Genomic DNA, 23606 nt, shown 5'->3' with positions numbered 1-23606 from the left:
AGGGGCCGGCCCCTCGCGCTCCCCGGAGTATTTGCCGAACGATGAAGATCAGAACGGCAGTTTCATGTCCTTGGGCAGGCCCAGATCCTCGGTCAGGCGTGCCATCTCGTGCTGCGCGCGTTCGGCGGCCTTGGCCTGCGCGTCCTTGATCGCGGCAAGGATCAGGTCCTCGACCACTTCCTTGTCGTCGCCGTTGAAGATCGACGGGTCGATATCCAGCCCCTTCAGCTCACCCTTGGCGCTGCAGGTGGCCTTGACCAGACCGGCGCCGGCCTCGCCCTCGACCATCATGCTGGCCATTTCCTCTTGCAGCTCGGCCATGCGGGTCTGCATCTGCTGCGCCTTCTTCATCATCCCGGCCATGTCGCCGAGACCACCCAAACCTTTCAGCATCTCATTTCTCCTGTTCGGGGCGGCGCGAAGGGCGCGCCGCGCTTGGTTCACATATCGCAGCGCGCAGGGGTTTGGACAAGGGCGGGGCGGTGACGAAACCGCGCGGTCGGGTGCGAAAACCGCGCGGTTTCGTGTCATGCGCCCTCAGTCCTCTTCGAACGGGTCCCACTCATCCTCGACCTCGGCCAGCGCGTCGGCCTCGGCCTGCGCCTGCTGTTCCTGCGGGGTGCGGATGGCCGTGATGCGCGCGGCGGGAAACTTCTCCAGAACCGCCTGAACCAGCGGGTGTGCCTCGGCCTGTTTCCTGAGTTCCAGATTGGCGGCGTCACGTTTTTCGGCGATGGTTTCGGCGCCGCCCTCGTTCACCAGCGTGACCGCCCAGCGATTGCCGGTCCAGCGTTGCAGGGCGCTGCCCAGCCGCTGCGCCAGATCCTGCGGGGCCTGCTCGGTGGGCACGAACTCGATCCGGCCGGGGCGGTAGCTGGCCAGCCGCAGCGAGGTTTCGACATCCACCAGCAGCTTGACGTCGCGGTTGGCGCGGATCAGCTCGACCACGTGGTCAAAGCCGGGAAAGCGCGCGAGGGCCTGCTCGGTATCCTGCGCCAGCGCCGCCACGGGCCCGCCGCCGCCACGGGCGTGGGGGCCGCCGCCGCCCTGATGGGTGGGCGCGGGGGTGCCGCGGGCATCGGCCATGGCGCCGCCGGCCGGACCGGCGGTGGCACCGCCGCCGGGGCTGGGCGGGGGTGGCGGGGTGGTATCTTTGAGCTTGCGCACCAGGTCTTCGGGGCTGGGCAGTTCGGCGACATGGGTCAGCCGGATCACCGCCATTTCGGCGGCCATCATCGAATTCGGGGCGGCGGCGACCTCTTCCAGCGCCTTGAGCAGCATCTGCCACGTGCGGCTGAGCACACGCATCGGCAGCGCGCCGGCCATCTGCTGCCCGCGCGCGCGCTCGTCGGGGCTGACGGTGGGGTCGTCGGCCGCCTCGGGCGTGATCTTGACCACCGAAATCCAGTGCGTGATCTCGGCCAGGTCGCGCAGGACGGCCAGCGGGTCGGCGCCGTCGGCATATTGCGCGCCAAGTTCGGACAGGGCGCCGGCCGCGTCGCCCTTCATGATCATGTCGAACAGGTCCATCACCCGGCCGCGATCGGCCAGGCCCAGCATCGCGCGCACCTGCTCGGCGGTGGTTTCGCCGGCGCCGTGGGATATCGCCTGATCCAGCAGCGAGGTCGCATCCCGCGCCGATCCTTCGGCCGCGCGGGTGATCAGGGCCAGGGCATCGTCGGCGATTTCCGCCCCCTCGCTGCCCGCGATCCGGCGCAGCAGGCCCATCATCACCTCGGGTTCGATCCGGCGCAGGTCGAACCGCTGGCAGCGCGACAGCACGGTGACTGGCACCTTGCGGATCTCGGTGGTGGCAAAGATGAACTTTACATGCGCCGGGGGTTCCTCCAGCGTCTTGAGCAGCGCGTTGAACGCGCTGGTCGACAGCATGTGAACCTCGTCGATGATATAGATCTTGTAGCGCGCCGAGGCGGCGCGGTAATGCACGCTGTCGATGATTTCACGGATATCGCCCACGCCTGTGCGGCTGGCGGCGTCCATTTCCATCACGTCGACATGGCGACCTTCCATGATGGCGACGCAATGTTCGCACTGGCCGCAGGGATCGGTGGTGGGCCCGCCGTTGCCGTCGGGGCCGATGCAGTTCATGCCCTTGGCGATGATCCGCGCGGTCGTGGTCTTACCCGTGCCGCGAATGCCGGTCATGATGAAGGCCTGCGCGATACGGTCGGCTTCGAACGCGTTTTTCAGCGTGCGCACCATCGCGTCCTGGCCGACCAGGTCGGCAAAGGTTTCGGGCCGGTATTTCCGGGCCAGCACCTGATAGGGGTTTTGGGCTGTCTCGCTCATGCGTGCCTTCCGTGTCGCGGATTCGGGGCTTTCGCCAACCTAAGCGCCGCGCGGGGCAAGGTCCACTCAAAGCGCGGGCTTGCGACCTGTCCGGCTGTACAAAGCCCGAAGATTGCGGGGCACGCCATCAAGCTTGCTTTTCGGCGCGGGGCGCGGCACCCTTTCCGGCGTTGCCTGTATGGGGGGATACGATGCGTTTGAAAGGCGTGCGTGGCAGCCGCAACATCGAGGATCGCCGCCGGGCGGGCGGTGCGGCGCGCGCGGGCGGCATCGGGGGCGTCGGCCTGCTGGTGATCCTTGCGCTGGGGTATTTCGCCGGGATCGACGTGACGCCGCTTTTGCAGGGGCAGGCACCGATGACGCAATCCGCCCCGCGCGAACTGACCGCCGGGGAGGAGCGCGCGGCCGAGTTCTCGTCCCGCGTTCTGGCGACGACCGAGCAGGTCTGGGGCCAGGTGTTTCCCGCGCAGCTGGGGCGCGAGTATACACCTCCGGTTCTGGTGCTGTATTCCGGCGTCACGCAATCGCCCTGCGGCAGCGCCAGCGGCGCGACCGGCCCGTTCTATTGCCCGGCCGACCGCAAGGCGTATCTGGATACCGAGTTCTTCGCCACGCTGTCGCAGCGCCTGGGCGCACGCGGCGATTTCGCGGCGGCCTATGTGATCGCGCATGAGGTGGCCCACCATGTCCAGAACGAGCTGGGAATCCTCGGCCAGGTGAACCAGCGGCGGCAGGCCGTCGGCGAAACGCAGGCCAACGCGCTGACCGTGCGGCTGGAGTTGCAGGCCGATTGCCTGTCGGGCGTCTGGGCACGCGCGGTCGATGGTTTGCTGGAACCCGGCGACATCGAAGAGGCGCTGAACGCCGCGCGGATGATCGGCGACGACCTGTTGCAGAAACGCGCGGGCCGCGTGCCGCAGCCACATACCTTTACCCACGGCACCAGTGCGCAGCGCGCGCGCTGGTTCGCCCAAGGCTATGAAACCGGCGATATCCGGCAATGCGATACGTTCGGTGTGGAAAGGCTCTGAGCCATGAGCCAGATGGTGATCCACGCTTTGCCGGTTGCCGGCGGGATACTGGCGATATGCCCCCTGCCCGGCCGTGGCGGCAGCTATGCCGAGGATATCGAGCATCTGCGCGAATGGCGGCCGTCGCTGGTCGTCACGCTGGCAACGCAGGCCGAACTGGTGGCCGAAGGGGCGGAAACGCTGGGCCAGGACATGCAGGACCGGGGCAGCCGCTGGGTGCATCTGCCGGTGGCGGATCTCGGCGTGCCCGACGCCGCGACGACGCGGAAATGGGACAAGACCAGCCGGATCGCCCTGTCGGCCCTGCGCGGGGGCGGGCGCGTGCTGGTGCATTGCATGGGCGGCTGCGGGCGGTCGGGCATGATCGCCCTGCGGCTGATGATCGAGGCGGGCGAGGCACCGGCGCTTGCGCTGGAGCGGTTGCGCCATGTGCGCCCGTGCGCGGTGGAAACCGACGCGCAACTGGAGTGGGCGATCAGGGTGCGGCCGCCGGAGTTCATCCATCGCGGCAGCCGGTAAAACCTGCGTCAGTGCCCTGCCGAATGGGTTTGAAATCCGCGTGCGCGCACCATCTATTGCACAGTGACAAGGAGTCGGAGGGCCGGAATGACCAAGTACCATAAATCGCCTGACGCCATCGCGGCGCTGTCGCCCGAGGAATTCCGGGTGACGCAGGAAAGCGGCACGGAACGGCCGGGCACGGGCAAGTACCTGGGCAACAAGGCACCGGGTATCTATGTCGACATCGTGTCGGGCGAGCCGCTTTTCGCCTCGTCCGCCAAATACGAGTCGGGCTGCGGCTGGCCCAGTTTCGTCAAGCCGATCGAGACGGACAATATCGTGGAACTGACGGACAGCAGTCACGGCATGGTGCGCACCGAGGTGCGGTCACGCCACGGCGACAGCCACCTGGGCCACGTGTTTCCCGATGGCCCGCCGGATCGCGGCGGGCTGCGCTATTGCATCAACTCGGCCAGCCTGCGGTTCATCCATCGTGACGATATGGAGGCCGAGGGCTATGGCGAGTATGTTGACCAGGTGGAGGATATCGGATGACTGAAGAACGCGCCGTTCTGGCGGGGGGATGTTTCTGGGGGATGCAGGATCTGATCCGCAAGCTGCCCGGAGTGTTGCGCACCCGCGTGGGATATACCGGCGGGGATGTGCCGAACGCCACCTATCGCAACCACGGCACCCATGCCGAGGGGATCGAGATCGTCTTTGACCCCGACGCGATCAGCTATCGCCGGCTGCTGGAGTATTTCTTCCAGATCCACGACCCGACGACGATGAACCGCCAGGGCAACGATCTGGGAATGAGCTATCGTTCGGCCATCTATTTCGTGGACGATGGGCAAAGGCAGGTTGCGCTGGACACCATCCGCGATGTCGAGGCCAGCGGCCTATGGCCCGGCAAGGTGGTGACCGAGGTGGAGCCGGCCGGCGATTTCTGGGAGGCCGAGCCGGAGCATCAGGATTACCTGCAACGGTTTCCCAACGGCTACACCTGCCACTTCCCGCGCCCCGACTGGGTGCTGCCCAGGCGCGACGCCGCCGAATAAGGATCAGAACAGTCCGGCGTCACGCGCCAGAAGCGCGGCCTGCGTGCGGTTCGAGGCGCCGATCTTGCGATAGAGCGTCTTCATGTGCAGCTTGACCGTGGGTTCCTGCACATCCAGATCGCGGGCGATTTCCTTGTTGGATTTGCCCTGCGTCAGGCCCTCGAGCACCTGAAGCTCGCGGCGCGACAGTTTCTCGGCCATCTCGTTCTGCGGGGTCTCTTCCTCTGCGGTCATGAAATCGAGCGGCGCGTATTGTTCGCCCATCGCCATGAACTTGACCGCGTTGATCAGCGACTTGGCCGACAGCGTCTTGGGCAGGAAACCCGCGGCCCCCGCGGCCAGCGCCTTTTCGGCGATGGGTTTGGTCGCCACGCCCGACATGAGCGCCACGCTGATATGGGGATAGGCCCTCATCACCGCTTCCATGCCGGCAAGCCCGTTCATGCCCGGCATGTTGAAATCCAGCAGTACGAGGTCGAAACGATCGTCCTTTTTCAGGATGTCCTGCGCCTCGCCAAGGTCACGGGCACAGATCGTTTCGATATCGCCCTGCGATTCCAGGAACATGACCAGCGTGTCCCGCAAGAGATCGTGATCGTCCGCGATGAGAATCTTCATCCTGTCCGTCCTCTGGCGGGGCCTTGGCCGTGCATTCCGCCATTGTCAGTAAATTGCTTCTTTTTCCTGCTCGTCGGCCCGTCCGGCGCGGACCCCGTCACGCTGCATGTTGCCCAGCGGTGATGGCAAAGTTGTGGCAGATATTTGCGTTTTTTTCGAACCCTGTCCGAAAGCAAGATCACGCCTATCCGTTCGGATACGCATCTAGCCCGATGCCACACTCGGAGAACGGGGCCGGGGCGGGTAGCCTGAAAGTCACGATCCGCAGGAAGGTGCGCCAGCCGAAGATAACGCGTGTCGCCCGGATGAAAACCGATCGCCCGCGCATCCTGCCGTTCCCTCCGGCAGGATGTGGCGGCGTCGGGGCACAGGGAACCGCGCCGGACGGCAGACCAGATGCGGCCGCTCGGAACCGCGGATTCCCACATGAGGCAGCGCACAGGCAAGACGATGTTCAAAAAACAGATCGAGTTGGAGCCCACCGAAAACAGGCAGCGCACCAAGCACCTTGCGGTGGTCGTGGGGCTGGCCTTTGCCATCATCGCGGCGATCGGGTTGTCGATGGATGTGGACCGCCGGCTGGAAATGCTGGACACCCAGGTCGGCGAGACGGACGCGCTGTGGAATGCATCACGGGCCGAGCTTGACCTGACGGTGCTGGCCGACGCTTCGGGCATGCCTGCCACATCGGCCGATGATTTGCGGGCGCGAATGGCCGGGTTCCGCGACGGGCTGACCGCGCTGGAGTCGGAGATCGCGGACCGGATGCTGCAGGAAGACGCGCGTTTCGGCCCGGCGATGGAACAGCTTTCTGCATTTTCCGACGAACTGGCCGACAGTGCCGCGCGGAGCGATGCCGAACTGGCCGCCGGGCTGCCGGCAATCTCGGCGCAGGCGCGGTCCCTCTTGCCGGTGATGTCGGAGCTGTCGAACAACGCGCACGAGGTGTTTTCGCAACGCGCCGCCTTCGAGCGCGAGGCGATGGCCGCCACGCTCTATCGTATGGCGGCGACCGCGGTCAGCCTGGTGCTGATCCTGTCGATCTTTGCCATGGTGCTGATGCGGTTGTCGCGCCGGGCGCAGGAACAGGCCGCACAGCAGCGCGATACCGCCACCCGCCTGCAGCGGATATTCGAAACCTCGCTGGACGCTGTGCTTGTGTTCGACAGCCTGGGCCGCATCTCGGCCTTCAACGGCGCGGCGGAAAACATGTTCGGCTATGGCGCGGACGAGGCGCTGGGCGCTGCGATTGCCGACCTGGTGGTGCCCGACCACCGCAAGCCCGCCTTCTACCGCGAGCTTCACGCTTATGCCGATACCGGCAAATCCGGGATCGTCGGCGCCGGCCGGCTGGAGATGGAGGCGCGGCGCAAATCCGGTACGCTGTTCCCGGTGGAGCTGTCGGTCGACCGCGTGGCCGACCGCGACGGGCCGGTTTTCGTGGCCTTCGTGCGCGACATCACCGACCGGCGCGAGGCCGAGGCATCGCTGGTCGAGGCGCGCGACAAGGCGCTTGCCGGCGAGCGCGCCAAGGCCGAGTTCCTCGCCGTGATGAGCCACGAGATGCGCACGCCGCTGAACGGGCTGCTGGGTACGCTCAGCCTGCTGCGCGATACGCGCCTGGATGCGCAGCAGAAAACCTATGTGCACAACATGTCGGCATCCGGCCAGTTGCTGATGCATCATGTCAACGATGTGCTGGAAATTTCGAAATTCGAGGCGGGCAAGGTTCTGATAGCGAACACCGCCTTCCGGCCCGAGCCGTTGCTGCACGAGATGATCGAAGGGCAGCGCAGCGTGGCCGAGGCGAACCGGAACGAGCTGAACTATGAATGGTTGTCCGATCCGGTTCCGGCGATGACCGGCGATCCGGTCCGGCTGCGCCAGGTTCTGCTGAACCTGATCAGCAACGCCATCAAGTTCACCCGCAACGGCTCGGTCTCGCTGGAATGCGAGGTGATGGAGCATAACGGCGCCGAAACGCTTGAATTCCGCGTCGTCGATACCGGGATCGGTATCGCGGAAAAGGATATCGGCCGGATCTTCGGCGATTTCGAAACGCTCGACAGCACCTATGGACGGCGCGCCGAGGGCACCGGGCTGGGCCTTGGCATCTCGCGCCGCCTGACTGAGGCGATGGGCGGCGAGATCGGTGTCGACAGCATCGAGGGCGAGGGCAGCATCTTCTGGATACGGTTGCCGCTGGAACGGGCCGAAATCCATGAATCCGACGAGAACACGGCGGCCTGCACCCGTTTCGACCGGGCGCTGGACGTGCTGATCGTCGAGGACAACCAGATCAACCGGGTCGTGCTGCGCGACATGCTGCTGGCCGAGGGGCATAACGTGACCGAGGCCATGAACGGCGAGGAAGGCGTCAGGATATCCGAGCTGCGCCGCTTCGATATCATCCTGATGGACATCTCTATGCCGGTGATGGATGGGGTTCAGGCGACGCACGCGATCCGTGCAGGAAACGGGCCCTCGGCCGAAACGCCGATCCTGGCCGTGACCGCCCATGCCCTGCCCGATGAAATCCGGGCGTTCGGCGCGGCGGGAATGAACGATACGGTCGGCAAGCCGATCGAACGGATCGACCTGCTGGCGAAACTGGCCAGCTATTGCGGCACCAGGCCGCCCGAGTCGCCGCTGGCGCTGACCGATCCAGAACCGCGCAAACCCGCCGAGACCGGCGCAGTGGACGACCAGCGCCTGCGCGAGCTGATGCAGGACCTGGGCGCCGACGCGGCCGGGCAGTTGCTGGACCGGTTCATCCGCGAAACCGACGCCACGCTGGAAGAGATCGAAGGCTGCAGCGCACAGCCGATGGGCGATCTGGTGCCCCGGCTGCACAAGATCGCCGGATCGGCGGCAGTGCTGGGCGCGGCAACCCTGCATTCGCGGCTGGGCGACCTGGAGGCACTGGGCAAATCCGGCGAAGAGGCCCCGTTCCGCGAGGGGCTGGCCGAACTGGCGCCGATCTGGGCCCGGACGCGCGCCGAAATGGTCGATGTCGTGGGGGGCGCCTGACCCCTCGACAGGCGCGGCGCAAAGCCCGATACTGCGCCAAAGCCCCGACAGCGGGCGCATGGGCATAGGGCAAGAGCAGCATGAGCCAGACGATCCTGATCCTGAACGGGCCGAACCTGAACCTTCTGGGCGCGCGCGAGCCCGATATCTATGGCGCGCAAACGCTGCAGGACGTGGAAGCGGCCTGCGCGGCGCTGGCCGGGGAACTGTCCCTGACGGTCGATTTCCGCCAGAGCAATGACGAGGGCGAGCTGGTGACCTGGATTCAGCAGGCCCGTAACAGCGCGGCCGGGATCATCATCAACCCGGCGGCCTATACCCATACCTCGGTGGCGATCCTCGATGCGCTGAACATGTATGACGGCGCGGTGATCGAGGTGCATATCTCGAACATCCACAAGCGCGAGGCGTTCCGCCATCACTCCTATGTCTCGGCGCGCGCCGACGGGGTGATCGCGGGCTGCGGCACGAACGGCTACCTTCTGGCGCTGCGCCAGATGGCGCACCGGCTGGGATAGGCGCGGATCAGATCTGCCGCCCGGCTGCTTCCCAATAGGGTGCGCGCAATTCACGCTTCAGGATCTTGCCGATGGAACTGCGCGGCAGGTCGTCGCGGATTTCGACCGCCGACAGGCGGTGGCTTTTGCCCAGCCGTTCGTTCGCCGCCCGGCATATATCGTCCGCACCGCGTTCGGCCCCGGCGTGCAGCACCACCAGCCCCAGCGGGGTTTCGCCCCAGGCCTCCGACGGCACACCGATCACCGCCGCGTCCATGACATCCGGGTCGGACAGCAGCACCAGCTCCAGATCGTCGGCATAGATGTTCAGCCCGCCGGAAATGATCATGTCCTTCTTGCGGTCCGACAGGATCAGGAACCCGTCCTCGTCGAAACGGCCCATGTCGCCCGAGCGGAAGAACTGCGTGCCATCCCCATCCGTCCAGATGTACTCGGCGGTCAGGTCGTCGCGCCCGAAATAACCCGACATCATGGTGGGAGAGCGGCCCACGATCTCGCCCACCTGGCCCTGCGGCAGCGGCTTGCCGTCCTCGTCGATGATGCGGATCTCGGAAAACTCGGCCGGGGCGCCCACGGTATGCAGCTTGCCGGGCTGCTCGTCTGCCACCAGCACGGTCACGCCGCCACCTTCGGTCAGGCCGTAATATTCGATCAGCTTGCCGGGAAAGCGGGCCAGAACGTCGGCCTTCACATCCGCGCGCAGCGGCGCCGAGGTGGAAAACTTGCACCGCATCGAGGACAGGTCGAAATCGTCGAAATCGGGCACGTCCATGATGCGCTTGTATTGCACCGGCACCAGCATGGTGTGGGTGATGCGTTCGGCCTGCACGATCTCAAGATACCGGCGCGCATCGAATTTCGGCATCAGGTGGGCGGTTCCGCCGCCCACCAGCGCGGGCAGGAAACAGACGATGGTGGTATTGGAATAGAGCGGCGTCGAAATCAGCGTGCGCGCGTCGTCATCGGCATAACCGTTGGGCCCCACCCGCGACATCTGCGCCGCGCGCATCCAGTGATTGTGCAGGATGCCCTTGGGCGTACCGGTGGTGCCCGAGGAATAGATCAGGTTGCACGGATCATCCAGCGTGACGGGAACGGCCGGATCGGAGGTATCGGCGCGGGCCAGCAGATCCTCGTATCGCGGCAGGCCGGCGTCGAAATCCAGCGCCACGGTCTGCGCCGCGAGTCCTGACAGGAAAGGTGCGGCAAGGTCGCGGTATTGATCGGCAAGGAAGAACGTCTTTGCCCCGCAATCCAGCAACATCTTTTCCAGCGCCCCGGACGCGGCCATCGTGGACAGCGGCGTGATGATCGCACCGGCACGCAGCGTGCCGATGAACAGTTCGGCATATTCCGCCGAGTTCGGCGCCAGCATTGCCACGCGGTCGCCCTTTGCCACGCCCATGCCGATCAGCGCGTTGGCCACGCGGTTCACCCGTTCGTCGAATTCCGCCCATGTCCGGCGCGTGTCGCCGCACACCACCGCCATGCGCCCCGGGTTACGCGCGGCGCTGGCGCGGATCATGTCGTTGACGGTTTCATGGGGCGGATTGTCGGGCGCGGGCGGGGCGATGGGGATCATGGATGTGCGAACCTCCTCGTGTTCCGGGGGAGATTCACCGGCGCGCGGTCGGAATGCAAGAGGGTGGGATTTCCTTCCGCAAGGCGGAAATCAAACCACGACCTCCATCCGCTCCTGCTCGCCCACGCCGAACACGCGCTTGTAGCGCGCGATCTCGTCCGCGGGGCCCATCGCCTTTTCGGGGTTGTCCGACAATTTCACCGTGGGCCGGCCATTGGCCGACACCGCCTTGCAGACCAGCGAGAACGGCGCCAGCGCATCGCCGTCGGTCAGGCCGCGGAAATCGTTGGTCAGCAGCGTGCCCCAGCCGAAAGAGATGCGCACCCGGCCCGCGAAATGCGCCTGCAGCTCCGCGATCTTGTCCACGTCCAGCCCGTCGGAAAAGATCACCAGCTTCTTCGTCGGGTCCTCGCCCCGCTCCTTCCACCAGCGGATCGCGGTTTCGGTGCCCTTCACCGGATCGCCGCTGTCGATGCGTATCCCGGTCCAGCCCGCCAGCCAGTCGGGCGCGCGGTCCAGGAACCCTTCGGTGCCGTAGGTGTCGGGCAGGATGATGCGCAGGTTGCCGGAATGCTCTTCGTGCCAGTCGGCCAGAACCTGATAGGGCGCCTGGGCCAGCTCCTCGTCGGTATCGGCCAGCGCAGCATAGACCATCGGCAGTTCATGGGCATTGGTGCCGATCGCCTCGAGATCGCGGTTCTTGGCGATCAGGCAGTTCGAGGTGCCGACGAAATTGTCGCCCAACCCTTCGTGCAGCGCGCGCACGCACCAATCCTGCCACAGGAAGGAATGCCGCCGCCGGGTACCGAAATCGGCCAGCCGCAGCCCGTCGATCTGGCGCAGCGTCTCGACCTTTTCCCATAGCTTGGTCATGCCGCGGGCATACAGCACCTGCAGTTCAAACCGCTTCATCTCGTGCAGAACGGCACGGCCGCGCAGTTCCATCAGAACGGCCAGCGCGGGGATTTCCCACAGCATCACCTCGGGCCACGATCCTTCGAAGGTCAGTTCGTACTGCCCGTCGTGTTTTTCCAGGTGATAGGGCGGCAGTTGCAGGTTCTCGAACCACTCCATGAAATCGGGGCGGAACATCTGGCGCTTGCCATAGAAGGTGTTGCCGCGCAGCCAGGTGCTTTCGCCGCGGGTCAGCCGGAGCGAGCGGATATGGTCGAGCTGCTCACGCAGTTCGCCCTCGTCGATCAGGTCGGCCAGGCGGATCGACTTTGTGCGGTTGATCAGGCTGAACGTTACCTGCGTGTCGGGCCTGTTGCGAAAGACCGACTGGCACATCAGCAGCTTGTAGAAATCGGTGTCGATCAGCGACCGCACGATCGGGTCGATCTTCCACTTGTGGTTCCAGACGCGGTTGGCGATGTCGACCATGGCGGCCTCCGGGATTTACGGTTGGGTCTGGTTAAAGCATCCGGGCCGCAGGTTGCAAGCTGCGGGCGGTGTCAGGCGAGGGTCACGCCCGCCTGCCGCATCCCCGCAAGCGCGGCGTCGAGCGAGCCGTCAAGGTCGATCCCCCGGCACAGGTCCAGCCGCACGGTCACGTCGAAACCCAGCCCTGCGGCATCCACGGCCGAGTAATTGACGCAGAAATCGGTGGCAAGGCCGACCATCACCAGCCTGTCGATGCCGCGTGTGCGCAGATACCCCTCCAGCCCTGTCGGGGTTTCATGGTCGTTCTCGAAAAAGGCGGAATAGCTGTCGATGTCCGGGTTGTATCCCTTGCGGATGATCATGTCGGCATGATCCACCTGCAGGCCCGCGTGGAACCGCGCGCCCTTGCGACCCTGCACACAGTGATCGGGCCACAGGACCTGGGGGCCATACGGCATGTCGATCACCTCGTAAGGGTCGCGGCCTTCGTGCGACGATGCGAAGGAGGAATGGCCGGACGGATGCCAATCCTGCGTCAGCACAACCGCCCCGGCCCCGGCCATCAGCGCGTTGATACCCGGCACGATCTGGTCGCCCCCGGGGACAGCCAGCGCGCCGCCGGGGCAGAAATCCTTTTGCACGTCGATTACGATCAGGGCTTCGTTGGCGTCAGGCATCTGTGGGCTCCGTTCTTTTGCCACAGGCGTAGGGGTCACGGTGAGGCGCGTCAATCCTGACGCTTGCGGGGCGGCGCGCTTGGGCGTAAATCGCCCGCATGTATATCCTGGCCGCCCTTTACCACTTTACCCGCTTCGACGACCCCGCTGCCCTGCGCGGGCCGCTTTTGTCGCTGATGCAGGACAAGGGCGTGACCGGCACGCTGCTGCTGGCACGCGAGGGGATCAACGGCACCATCGCGGGGGATCGTGCCGGTATCGACGCTGTGCTGTCCCACGTGCGCGCCCTGCCCGGCTGCGCCGGTCTGGAGTGGAAGGAAAGCGCCGCGGCCGAGCAGCCCTTTGCCCGCACCAAGGTCAAGCTCAAGCGCGAGATCGTGACGATGGGGCAGCCCGATATCGACCCGCGCGCCCGCGTCGGCCATTACGTCGCGCCGCAGGACTGGAACGACCTGATCCGCAGCGACGACGTGGTGGTGATCGACACCCGCAACGATTACGAGGTGGCCATCGGCACGTTCGAAGGCGCGGTCGATCCGCAGACCGACAGTTTCCGCGAGTTTCCCGACTGGTGGGAACAGAACAAGGGGCGATTCCACAACAAGCGGATCGCCATGTTCTGCACCGGCGGCATCCGGTGCGAGAAATCGACCAATTTCCTGCTGGGCCAGGGCGTGCCCGAGGTCTATCACCTGAAGGGCGGCATCCTGAAATACCTTGAAGAGGTGCCTGCCGACGACAGCACATGGCAAGGCGCCTGTTTCGTCTTCGACGGGCGCGTGTCGGTGGAACACGGGCTGAAAGAGGGGCCGCACCTGCTGTGCCACGCCTGCCGCCGCCCGATCCTGCCCGGGGACCGCGACCGCCCGGAGTACGAGCATGGCGTCAGCTGCCACCTTTGCGCCGATGAAACCAGCGACGAAGACAAGGCGCGGTTCCGTGAACGCCAGCACCAGATCGACCTGGCCCGCGCGCGCGGCGAAAAGCACCTGGGCGGGTTTTCCCCGGTCTGATCGCCGCGCCGGCGGGTTTTTCCACTTTCGTTTACCACCCGTTTACCACTTTGGGTCCAAGCCGGAGGCATGGGCCAAATGCGCGTTTCCGGTGCGCCCGGGCCCTTTCGTAACCGGTTTGCGATCGTGCAGGGTGCTGGATGTTTCTTTACAGGATGGTGACCTCTCTTTCGCGGTTCCAGAAGCGGCTGATCTTTCTGACGCTCGATATCGCGATGGTGCCGCTGGCGGTTTTGCTGGCCGTTGCCCTGACCGGCACCCCGCCCGAGGGCGCGCGCATCGTCTGGCTGACGCTGGCCATATCCGCCATCGCCGCGCTGGCGGCCATCCTGACCGGCCTGCCCCGGATCAAGCTGAATGCCTATGAAAGCCGCGGAATCGTCAGGACCGCGCTTTTTGCCGCGCTGACCGGGCTGGGCGGGCTGGCGGTCAATCACCTGATGCTGCACCCCCTGTTTCCCCGCGCCTTCGTGACGGTCACGATGGCCTACCTGATCCTGTCGGTATCGTGGCGCGTGCTGCTGCGGCAGGCGCTGATCGCCATCTATCGCCGCGGGCAGGACCGGATGCGCGTGATCGTCTACGGCGCGGGCCGGACCGGGCAACAACTGGCCGCCGCGCTGCGCACCGATGACGCGGTAACGCCGGTCGCCTTTGTCGACGACAACCCCGCGCTGCAGGGGCTTGTCGTCGCCGGGTTGCCGGTCTTTGCCCCCCTGGAACTGGCGGCCCTGACGGCGCGGCACAGGATCGACAGGATCGTTCTGGCCATGCCCTCGGTCGATGCCCGCGCGCAGATGCGTATCGCGCGGCGGCTGCGCCCGCTTGGGGTCGAGCTGCATTCGCTGCCGTCATTCGCAACACTTGTCAGCGGCAGCGGGGTCAGCCTGCAGCAGGCCGCGCAGCCGGTCGAGGAGTTGCTGGGCCGCGCGCATCTGGACGCCGATCTGCCCGGCGCCGCGCACAGCTATACCGGGCGGACGATCCTGATCACCGGCGCGGGCGGCACGATCGGCGGGGAACTCTGCCGGCAGCTTCTGGCATGTGCGCCGGCGCGGCTGATCCTGCTCGATCATTCCGAGCTTGCCCTCTACACCATCGACACCGAGATGCGCGCCGATCCGCAGGGCGCGGACATCGTGCCGGTCCTGGGCTCGGTCACGGATATGGGGTTGGTGGCGCATATCCTGAAAATCCACCGGGTCGAGGTGATCGTGCACGCCGCCGCCTACAAACACGTGCCGCTGGTCGAGGGTAACGAGATCGCGGGGCTCTGGAACAACGTCTTCGGCACCCGCGTGATCGCGGCGGCGGCGCTCCGGGCCGGGGTGCGGCGGTTCATCCTTGTCTCGTCGGACAAGGCGGTGCGCCCCGCCAATGTCATGGGCGCGTCGAAACGGCTGGCCGAAATGGTGGTGCAGGATCTTGCCACGCGCGCGACGCGCACGAAATTCGCCATGGTGCGCTTTGGCAACGTGCTCGGCTCGTCCGGGTCGGTGATCCCGCTTTTCCGGGAACAGATCGCGCGGGGTGGCCCGGTGACGCTGACGCATGAGCAGGTCAGCCGCTATTTCATGACCCGGTCCGAGGCCGCGCGCCTTGTCCTGCTGGCGGGGTCCTACGCGCGGGGCGGCGACCTTTTCGTGCTGGACATGGGGCAGCCCGTGCCGATCCGCACCCTTGCCCGCCAGATGATCGAAGGCGCCGGGCTGGCGGTTCGTGACGCGGACACCCCCGACGGCGATATCGAGATCCGCATCACCGGCCTGCGCCCCGGCGAGAAGCTGCGCGAAGAGTTGCTGATTTCGGCCGATATGCTGACCACACCGCATCCCGGAATCCTGCGCGCGCAGGAAAGCGCCCTGTCCGAGATCGAGATGGCCAACGCCCTGCGCGACCTGCGCGACGCGATCGACGCGCATGACGCGAAGGCGGCGCGCGAGGTGCTGGCCCGCTGGGTCGAACAGCCCGAAAGCGACCTGCAACTGGCAGCGCGCGCCTGATCCCGCCCGGCATTTTCAACACGGTTTTCCGCCCGGCACCCCCGCGATCACGGGTCCGATTGACACTGGGGGCCGGTCTGGCGAAAAGATCGCCACAACACGAACAGCAGGACCAGGCGAATGAAAATCGCAATGATCGGGACGGGTTATGTGGGGCTGGTTTCGGGGGTATGTTTTTCCGATTTCGGGCATGATGTGATCTGCGTCGACAGGGACCCGGCCAAGATCGCAAGGCTGGAACAGGGCGAGGTGCCGATTTACGAGCCGGGCCTGGATCAGCTGATGGTCAAGAATGTCGAGGCCGGGCGGCTGTCCTTTACCATGGACCTGGAAAGGGCGGTGGACGGGGCCGATGCGGTGTTCATCGCCGTGGGCACACCCACGCGGCGTGGCGACGGGCATGCCGACCTGACCTATGTGATGGCCGCCGCGGAAGAGATCGCGCGGGTGGCAAAGGGCTATGTCGTGGTGGTGACGAAATCCACCGTGCCCGTCGGCACCAACCGGCAGGTCAAAAAGGCGATACGCAAGGCCAACCCGGAGCTGGATTTCGACGTCGCCTCGAACCCTGAATTCCTGCGCGAAGGCGCCGCGATCGAGGATTTCATGAAACCCGACCGCGTGGTGGTGGGCGTGCAGAACGACCGCGCCGCCGAGGTGATGGCAGAAATCTATCGCCCGCTCTACCTGCGCGACTTTCCCATCGTCACGACCGATCTGGAATCGGCCGAGATGATCAAATACGCGGCCAACGCCTTTCTGGCGACCAAGATCACCTTCATCAACGAAATCGCGGCGCTGTGCGAACGCGCAGGCGGCGACGTGAAAGAGGTGGCGCGCGGCATCGGGCTGGACGGGCGGATCGGCAACAAGTTCCTTCATGCCGGGCCGGGCTATGGCGGTTCCTGCTTTCCCAAGGATACCAAGGCGCTGGCGCGGATCGGGCAGGACCATGCCGTGCCGATGCAGATCACCGAAACCGTCATCAAGGTCAACGAAGAGATCAAGCGCCGGATGATCGACAAGCTGCTCGATCTTTGCGACGGCTCGTTCAACGGCAAGACGGTCGCGGTGCTTGGCGTCACCTTCAAGCCCAACACCGACGACATGCGCGACGCGCCCAGCCTGACCATCGTGCCCGCGCTGGTCGGCGGCGGCGCCAAGGTGCGCGTGGTCGACCCGCAGGGCAGGCACGAGGGCGAGGCGCTGCTGCCCGGCGTTCACTGGCTCGACGATGCCTACAAGGCCGCGCAGAACGCCGACCTGCTGGTGCTGCTGACCGAATGGAACGAATTTCGCGCGCTCGACCTGAAGAAACTGGCGAAGAAGATGACCGTGCCGCGCATGGCCGACCTGCGGAATGTCTATGCGCCGAAAGACGCAAAGCGGGCCGGGTTCGAATCGTATGAATCCATCGGGCGCGCGCCCTTTCAGAAAGATGACTGAGGGCGTTTGACAGCGCGCGGCGCTTGGGCTACCCCGCCGCTTTCTCTGGTAAGGGCACAGGCGCATGGGACGCAGGAAAAAGGGCCGCGACATTTCCGGCTGGCTGGTCGTGGACAAACCCGCGGGCCTGACCTCGACCGCGGTGGTGAACAAGGTCCGCTGGGCGTTCGACGCCAACAAGGCGGGCCATGCCGGCACCCTCGACCCCGAGGCGACGGGGGTTCTGGCGGTGGCACTGGGCGAGGCGACCAAGACCGTGCCTTTCGTCACCGACGCGATGAAGGCGTATGAATTCACCATGCGGCTGGGCCAGGCCACCAACACCGACGATGCCGAGGGCGAGGTGGTCGCCGAAAGCGAGACCCGCCCTTCCGACGACGAGATCAAGCAGGCGCTTGGCGGGTTCCTGGGCGAGATCATGCAGGTTCCGCCGAAATTCTCGGCGGTCAAGATCGACGGGCAGCGCGCCTACAAGCTTGCGCGCGAGGGCGAAGAGGTCGAAATCGCGGCCCGCCCCCTCTGGGTCGAAGAGCTGGTGCTGGTGGACCGGCCCGATCCCGACCATGTCACGCTGGAAATGACCTGCGGCAAGGGCGGCTATGTGCGCGCCATCGCCCGCGATCTGGGCGAGGTTCTGGGGTGTCATGGCCATGTCACCCGGCTGCGGCGGATCTGGTCCGGCCCCTTCGACGTGGAAGAGGCGGTTACGCTGGACCGGCTCGAGGAACTGGCCCGGCAGCCGGAACTTGACGCGTTGCTGCTGCCGCTGGAAACCGGGCTGGCGGACCTGCCGCAGGTCACCTGCACCGATCAGGGCGCGACCCGGCTGCGTAACGGCAACCCCGGCATGGTGATCGCCAGCGATGTCGAGTATGGCGAGGAATGCTGGGCCTCCTACCAGGGGCAGGCGGTGGCCGTGGGCCGCTACAAGTCGGGTGAGCTGCATCCCAGCCGCGTGTTCAACGCCTGACCCTTGCAACGCATCGCACAGACCGGCAAAAACCCTGCATGATCACGCGCGAGTTTCAAAAGGGCGATGCCCATTCCACCGCCGTCTATTCGGATTGCGAACGCTACCGCTATCTTCTGACGCGGGTGTGGGAACCTGCCGGGCGGCGGGCCCTGTTCATCATGCTGAACCCGTCGACCGCGACCGAGGTGCAGAACGACCCCACCGTGGAACGCTGCGAACGCCGCGCCCGCGCGCTGGGGTTCGGCGCGTTCCGCGTGACCAACATCTTTGCATGGCGCGATACCGACCCGAAAAAGATGCGCGCCGCCGCCGATCCTGTGGGCCCGGCGAACAATGCGGCCATCGCTGAAAGCTGCCCCTGGGCCGACCGGATCATCGCCGCCTGGGGGGCGCATGGTGCGCATCTGGATCGCGGTGCGCAGGTCGAGGCGCTGTTGCGCGGCACCGGCCGCGCGGTGCACCATCTGGGCCTGACGCAGGCGGGGCATCCGAAGCACCCGCTTTACATCGCCTATACCCGGCAACCCGAACCGTGGCTGCCTGGCCGCGACGAAAGGACATCCGATGGCTGACGGGCAAAGCGATCTGAAGGACGCGATCGAGCGCCTTTCGCGCGAGGTGGCGCTGCTGAACAGCCACCGTTTCGTGCGGATGCATGACAAGCCCCGGAAAATGCTGATGTTCCAGTTCCTGCGCGGGATGGCCTTTGGCCTGGGCTCGGTCGTGGGGGCGACGATCCTTGTTTCGCTGCTGGCGTGGTGGTTGTCGCAGATCGAATTCCTGCCCATCGTCGGCCAATGGGCACGCCAGATCGCCGACGAGATCGGGCAAATCCGTTAACCACGCCTTCCGATTGTATCTGATCCGACTCACCCTATCTGTGGCAGAGTGCCGTTGGGGTGTGTGTTTCCGGGGTTAGAACCATGTTGATGCTTGCCAGTCTGCTGGGCCTTATGATGGCCGGGGCCGCCGTCGTCGCCGTGATGCCGGAAGAGGATGATGGAGAGGTCGAAACCGATGCCCCCGACACGCCCGGCGAAACCGCGACCGGCGATGTGCCCGACCTTGTCCGGCTCGCCTCGGACGGGTTGCCGGACGGGGGTGGCGACCAGACGATCGCGGGCGGGGATGGCGACGATATCCTGACCGGCGGCGATGGCATCGACGAAATGGGCGGCGGCGACGGGAATGACAGCCTGTCGGGCGGCGCAGGCGATGACGACCTGCATGGCGAGGCAGGCGACGACAGCCTGTCGGGCGGCAATGGTGACGATACGCTGCAGGGCGACACCGGCGACGATCTTTTGCAGGGGGATGACGGTAACGACACGCTGTTCGGCGCCGCGGATGACGACCTGCTGTCCGGCGGGACCGGCGATGACAGTCTGGTCGGCGGCGATGGCAGCGATACGCTGCAAGGCGATGCCGGCAACGACACGCTGCATGGCGGGCTGGGGCACGATGTTCTGGATGGCGGGGCCGATGCCGATACCCTGTTCGGCGGCTGGGGCCACGACACCCTGACGGGGCGCGGCGACGATGCTGCGGATTTCCTGAACGGTGGTGGCGGCAATGACGTGATCGAAGGCGGAGATGGCGACCATATCGACACAGGCGACGGGGCCGACACGGTCATTCTGGGCGACTGGATCGCCGACCCGGTTTTCGTAAGCGACTTCGACCCCGAAGAGGACCAGATCGTCATCGTCTATGACGCGTCAACGGGGGCTGAGCCGACACTGGGCCTTGCCGAGGATATGCAGACCCCCGACCGGATGGCTCTGACCATGAACGGTGTGCCGATCGCCAGTTTCGCAACCGGGGCCGGCCTGACGATGGATCACATCGCCCTGCTGACCGCCTGATCCCGGCCCTAGCGGCCGCTGCGCCTTTCGGCCTCGCGCTGGATATCGAACTGGCGGTTGCTGATGGCACCGCCGACCGTCATCTCGCCCAGCACCACGGTTGTCGTGCCGCCCGCGCTGTCGTTGATCTTCCACTGGCGCAGCTCTGTCGGGTTGGCGGTAAAGACCAGCTGGATATTCCCGTAATCGGGATTGTCGGGGTCCTGCGCCGTTACCGTCGTGGTCGTCCCGTCCGTTTCGTGCCCCACCACCATGCGCGCGCGGGTCAGGTCGACATCGCGCGCCAGGATGATCGACAGCGGCGTCTGGTTCAGCGGATAGACATCCGGCCCCATGTTCGACCGCGCGTCGAACACCGCCACGCTGCCCGCGCCCGCCAGCACCAGCGCCGGGTTTGGCGGCGCATATTCGAACCGCACGCGCCCCGGACGCTTGATATAGATCGTGCCGGTGTCGATCGTGCCGTCATCGTTGATCTGGGTAAACGCGCCCTGCGCCGTTTGCAGGTCGTTCAGATAGCGCGAGATTTCCGCCAGCGACAGCTTCTCGGCCGCCGCGGGCAGGGTTGTGGCAACCAGCAGGGCCGCCGCAAGAAAGGAACGAAACACCATCATGCCCCCGAAACTATGCCGTGATGCACCAACGCGCCAGATACCCCCCGTCACGTTCACGCGACGGGGATGTCATCGGGCGATTTATTGCTCGGGCACCAGGATCTCGCGCTTGCCGACATGGTTGGCGGTGCTGACGATGCCCTCGTCCTCCATCTGCTCGACCAGGCGCGCGGCCTTGTTATAGCCGATGCCCAGCTTGCGCTGGATATAGGAGGTCGAGCATTTGCGGTCCTTGATCGCAATCGCCACCGCCTGATCGTAAAGCGCATCCTCGCCCGTGGTGTTGCCGCCCGTGTTCAGGCCCAGAACCGCGTCGATATTGTCTGCCTTGTCGTCGTCGGGGCCTTCCACGACACCGCCGATATATTCGGGCGGGCCGTAGGATTTCAGGTGGTTGACGATTTCCTCGACTTCTTCGTCCGACACGAAGGGCGCGTGGCAGCGGGTGATCTTGGCCCCGCCCGCCATATACAGCATGTCGCCCTGACCCAGCAGTTGCTCGGCCCCCTGTTCGCCCAGGATGGTGCGACTGTCGATCTTCGACGTCACCTGGAACGAGATCCGCGTGGGAAAGTTCGCCTTGATCGTGCCGGTGATCACGTCGACCGAGGGCCGCTGCGTTGCCATGATCAGGTGAATGCCGCTGGCCCGCGCCATCTGTGCCAGGCGCTGAATGCAGGCTTCGATCTCTTTGCCCGCGACCATCATCAGGTCGGCCATCTCGTCCACGATCACGACGATATAGGGCATCTTCTCGGGTGCGAATTCCTCGGTCTCGAACACGGGTTCGCCGGTTTCGTCGTCAAACCCGGTCTGCACCGTGCGGCTGAACATCTCGCCCTTGGCCAGCGCGTCCGCCACGCGGCTGTTATAGCCGTCGATGTTGCGCACGCCCATCTTGGACATCTTGCGATAACGCTCCTCCATCTCGCCCACGACCCATTTCAGGGCGACAACCGCCTTTTTCGGGTCGGTCACGACGGGCGACAGAAGGTGCGGGATACCGTCATAGACCGACAGTTCCAGCATCTTGGGGTCGATCATGATCAGCCGGCATTCTTCCGGCGTCAGCTTGTAGAGCAGCGACAGGATCATGGTGTTGATCGCCACCGACTTGCCCGAGCCCGTGGTCCCCGCGATCAGCAGGTGGGGCATCTTGGACAGGTTCGCCACAACCGGATCGCCGCCGATATCCTTGCCCAGCGCCAGCGGCAGCTTGTGCTTGCCGTCGCCATAGTCGCGGCTGGACAGGACTTCGCGGAAATTCACCATCTCGCGGTAATCGTTGGGCAGTTCGATCCCGATCACGCTGCGGCCCGGCACGGTGGACACGCGGGCCGACAGCGCCGACATCGAGCGCGCGATATCGTCGGCCAGGCCGATCACGCGGCTGGCCTTGAGGCCCGGCGCGGGTTCCAGCTCGTACATGGTCACGACGGGGCCGGGGCGGACGCTGACGATCTCGCCCTTGACGCCGTAATCGTCCAGCACGGTTTCCAGCATACGCGCGTTTTCCTCAAGCGCCTCGTCGCTCAGGTGATGGCGTTGCACGGTTTCGGGGCTGGACAGCAGCGACAGCGGCGGCAGGTCGTATTCGATGGCGGCGCGTTCTTCCAGCGGCAGGGCGGGCTGCGCCTCGGCGCGGGCGCGGGTCGAGGGCTGCACCGGCTTGCGCACCGGGTGCTGCACCACCTTGCGCGGCTCGGCCACCGGGATCGCGGGGTGGGTCACCTGCTGATCCTGCAACGGCAGATAGGCGTCGTCATCCTCCTCCTCATCGTCGAAGGCGGCGGGCGCGGGGGGCACCGACAGGGCGGGCTGCGCCGCCTGCGCGGCGGTCAGGGGCGGCTCGGGCGGCAAGGCACCCGCCGCGCGGCCGGTGTTCAGCAGCAACGGGTCCGGCCCGCGGCCACGCCCTTTGGTCAAAGGCGCCGTGCCGGGCGCGATGATGGCGGCCCCGCCGCGCGCGCGGCTTTTGATGACATCGGCGATCTTGGCGCGGATGCGATCATCGCCCGGCATCTCGGCATCGCCGGCCACAGGGTCGGGGGTGACAAGCTCGGGCTCGGGCATGGTTTCGGGGCGGCGGATCAGGCTGGGCATACGGGCGAACAGGCCGCTGCGCGCGGGCTCTTCCTCGTCCTCGACCAGTTCGGGCATACCCGAAAGCGGCGGTTCGGCCCGGCGCACCCGGTGCGTCATCGGCGGGGCCACGGCCTGTTGCGCGGCGGCGTATTCCGCGGCCTCCTGCGCGGCGAACTCGCGCTCGGCCTTGCGGTCGGCGGCGCGGGCCTGCATCGCGCGGGCCGCCTGCACGGCACCGCCGGCACCCCGGCCCAGCAGCGTCATCAGGCCGGCATAGGCCACGACGAGACCGACCAGAAGGAACCGGGCGATACGGCGCAGTTCCGGCATGGTAAAGCCCAGCACGAAGGCGCCCAGAACCAGCATTCCGGCCCCCAGAAGCACCGAGATCAGCTTGAGCCCGAAGGCCGCGCCGACCGGCAGGATACCCAGAAGCGTGCCCATGACGGTATCGCCGAACAGCCCGCCCAGACCGAAGGAATGGGTTTGCGCCCATTCGGCACCGGGCGTCAGCGACGCGGCATAGAGCGACAGCACGGCGATCCAGATCGGGGCAAAGATCAGGCGGCCCACGGCGCGATCCGCCCCGCGATGCAGCATCAGGCGCATCCCCCAGGCCCCCAGCACGATGGGCAGGCCCCAGGCCGCCCATCCCACGATCATGAACAGCGGCGCGGCGATCGAGGCGCCGAACCGGCCCAGCCAGTTCTGCACCGGCTGATCGGTGGCCGACAGGAAGGACGGGTCCTCGGGATGATAGCTCATGACCATCGCAGCGGCGGCGGCGGCCAGCACCAGCAGGCCGATCCCCAGCAATTCCTTGCCGCGCTTTTCGATTGCCTCGGCCATGTCGCTGTCGAACAGCGGATCACGCCCCCTTGTCTGATATGCCATGC

Annotated in this window: 20 protein-coding genes and 1 pseudogene; 13 read left to right on the top strand and 8 right to left on the bottom strand. The window is 66.0% G+C overall.

Annotated elements, in window-relative coordinates; genetic code table 11:
- Positions 1-48: 48 nt before the first annotated feature.
- Both F3H87_RS06535 and F3H87_RS06530 read right to left on the bottom strand, forming a co-directional pair.
- Positions 49-393 carry a YbaB/EbfC family nucleoid-associated protein gene (locus tag F3H87_RS06535; RefSeq protein WP_149787787.1) on the bottom strand — a complete coding sequence of 115 codons (345 nt, stop codon included), beginning with the start codon at positions 391-393 and terminating at the stop codon, positions 49-51.
- Positions 394-537: 144 nt separating this feature from the next.
- Positions 538-2322, bottom strand: a pseudogene (locus tag F3H87_RS06530) (DNA polymerase III subunit gamma/tau); the annotation flags it as partial.
- A gap of 179 nt (positions 2323-2501) precedes the next feature.
- On the opposite strand from F3H87_RS06530, the gene ypfJ reads away from it, so the two are divergent.
- The 4 genes from ypfJ to msrA all read left to right on the top strand — a co-directional run bounded on the left by ypfJ (position 2502) and on the right by msrA (position 4903).
- Positions 2502-3341 carry a KPN_02809 family neutral zinc metallopeptidase gene (ypfJ, locus tag F3H87_RS06525; RefSeq protein WP_149787785.1) on the top strand — a complete coding sequence of 280 codons (840 nt, stop codon included), beginning with the start codon at positions 2502-2504 and terminating at the stop codon, positions 3339-3341.
- 3 nt (positions 3342-3344) lie between these two features.
- Positions 3345-3860 (top strand): phosphatase domain-containing putative toxin, encoded by a 516-nt coding sequence (locus F3H87_RS06520; protein ID WP_188129180.1) that lies wholly within the window; start codon positions 3345-3347, stop codon positions 3858-3860.
- A gap of 87 nt (positions 3861-3947) precedes the next feature.
- Positions 3948-4397, top strand: coding sequence for a peptide-methionine (R)-S-oxide reductase MsrB (msrB, locus tag F3H87_RS06515; RefSeq protein ID WP_149787784.1), 450 nt, complete (start codon positions 3948-3950; stop codon positions 4395-4397).
- Complete coding sequence (gene msrA / locus F3H87_RS06510) at positions 4394-4903, top strand: peptide-methionine (S)-S-oxide reductase MsrA (RefSeq protein WP_149787783.1); 510 nt, start codon at positions 4394-4396, stop codon at positions 4901-4903. The genes msrB and msrA overlap by 4 nt, the downstream gene beginning before the upstream one ends.
- A 3-nt stretch (positions 4904-4906) precedes the next feature.
- Here the strand turns inward: msrA and F3H87_RS06505 are convergent, their stop codons facing one another.
- Positions 4907-5521 carry a response regulator transcription factor gene (locus F3H87_RS06505; RefSeq protein WP_149787782.1) on the bottom strand — a complete coding sequence of 205 codons (615 nt, stop codon included), beginning with the start codon at positions 5519-5521 and terminating at the stop codon, positions 4907-4909.
- A 426-nt stretch (positions 5522-5947) separates the two neighbouring features.
- On the opposite strand from F3H87_RS06505, the gene F3H87_RS06500 reads away from it, so the two are divergent.
- Both F3H87_RS06500 and aroQ read left to right on the top strand, forming a co-directional pair.
- Positions 5948-8551 carry a hybrid sensor histidine kinase/response regulator gene (locus F3H87_RS06500; protein ID WP_188129179.1) on the top strand — a complete coding sequence of 868 codons (2604 nt, stop codon included), beginning with the start codon at positions 5948-5950 and terminating at the stop codon, positions 8549-8551.
- A gap of 80 nt (positions 8552-8631) precedes the next feature.
- On the top strand, positions 8632-9069 hold the full coding sequence (aroQ, locus tag F3H87_RS06495; RefSeq protein ID WP_149787780.1) for a type II 3-dehydroquinate dehydratase: 438 nt from the start codon (positions 8632-8634) through the stop codon (positions 9067-9069).
- A 7-nt stretch (positions 9070-9076) separates the two neighbouring features.
- Here aroQ and F3H87_RS06490 read toward each other — a convergent pair whose 3' ends face one another.
- From F3H87_RS06490 to pncA, 3 genes are all read right to left on the bottom strand, one after another.
- Entirely contained in the window at positions 9077-10651 is a 1575-nt protein-coding gene (locus F3H87_RS06490; RefSeq protein ID WP_149787779.1) for a class I adenylate-forming enzyme family protein, read from the bottom strand.
- 90 nt (positions 10652-10741) lie between these two features.
- Positions 10742-12034, bottom strand: a complete 1293-nt coding sequence (pncB, locus tag F3H87_RS06485) for a nicotinate phosphoribosyltransferase (RefSeq protein ID WP_149787778.1) — start codon at positions 12032-12034, stop codon at positions 10742-10744.
- 71 nt (positions 12035-12105) lie between these two features.
- Positions 12106-12711 (bottom strand): bifunctional nicotinamidase/pyrazinamidase, encoded by a 606-nt coding sequence (pncA, locus tag F3H87_RS06480; protein WP_149787777.1) that lies wholly within the window; start codon positions 12709-12711, stop codon positions 12106-12108.
- Positions 12712-12809: 98 nt separating this feature from the next.
- Here pncA and trhO point away from each other — a divergent pair, with 98 nt between their 5' ends.
- From trhO to F3H87_RS06445, 7 genes are all read left to right on the top strand, one after another.
- Positions 12810-13724 carry an oxygen-dependent tRNA uridine(34) hydroxylase TrhO gene (gene trhO / locus F3H87_RS06475; protein WP_149787776.1) on the top strand — a complete coding sequence of 305 codons (915 nt, stop codon included), beginning with the start codon at positions 12810-12812 and terminating at the stop codon, positions 13722-13724.
- Between the two features lie 140 nt (positions 13725-13864).
- Positions 13865-15727 (top strand): polysaccharide biosynthesis protein, encoded by a 1863-nt coding sequence (locus F3H87_RS06470; protein ID WP_149787775.1) that lies wholly within the window; start codon positions 13865-13867, stop codon positions 15725-15727.
- A gap of 120 nt (positions 15728-15847) precedes the next feature.
- Positions 15848-17173, top strand: coding sequence for a UDP-glucose dehydrogenase family protein (locus tag F3H87_RS06465; RefSeq protein WP_149787774.1), 1326 nt, complete (start codon positions 15848-15850; stop codon positions 17171-17173).
- A gap of 64 nt (positions 17174-17237) precedes the next feature.
- Positions 17238-18143, top strand: a complete 906-nt coding sequence (gene truB, locus F3H87_RS06460; RefSeq protein WP_149787773.1) for a tRNA pseudouridine(55) synthase TruB — start codon at positions 17238-17240, stop codon at positions 18141-18143.
- 38 nt (positions 18144-18181) lie between these two features.
- Positions 18182-18718: a DUF1643 domain-containing protein gene (locus F3H87_RS06455; RefSeq protein WP_149787772.1), complete on the top strand. Its 537-nt coding sequence runs from the start codon at positions 18182-18184 to the stop codon at positions 18716-18718.
- The gene (locus F3H87_RS06450; RefSeq protein ID WP_149787771.1) at positions 18711-18986 is read left to right on the top strand and encodes a DUF5665 domain-containing protein; all 276 of its coding nucleotides are present in this window, start codon (positions 18711-18713) and stop codon (positions 18984-18986) included. Before F3H87_RS06455 ends, F3H87_RS06450 begins: the two co-directional genes overlap by 8 nt.
- Before the next feature lie 83 nt (positions 18987-19069).
- Positions 19070-20011: a calcium-binding protein gene (locus tag F3H87_RS06445; RefSeq protein ID WP_149787770.1), complete on the top strand. Its 942-nt coding sequence runs from the start codon at positions 19070-19072 to the stop codon at positions 20009-20011.
- Between the two features lie 8 nt (positions 20012-20019).
- On the opposite strand, the gene F3H87_RS06440 is transcribed toward F3H87_RS06445, so the two are convergent.
- Positions 20020-20625 (bottom strand): LolA family protein, encoded by a 606-nt coding sequence (locus F3H87_RS06440; RefSeq protein WP_149787769.1) that lies wholly within the window; start codon positions 20623-20625, stop codon positions 20020-20022.
- 81 nt (positions 20626-20706) lie between these two features.
- Complete coding sequence (locus F3H87_RS06435) at positions 20707-23604, bottom strand: DNA translocase FtsK (protein ID WP_149787768.1); 2898 nt, start codon at positions 23602-23604, stop codon at positions 20707-20709.
- Positions 23605-23606: the final 2 nt, after the last annotated feature.

Origin of the sequence: Lutimaribacter pacificus, assembly GCF_900142185.1 — a bacterium.
Taxonomy (GTDB): domain Bacteria; phylum Pseudomonadota; class Alphaproteobacteria; order Rhodobacterales; family Rhodobacteraceae; genus Lutimaribacter; species Lutimaribacter pacificus.
This window is presented reverse-complemented; position numbering and strand designations above follow the sequence as displayed.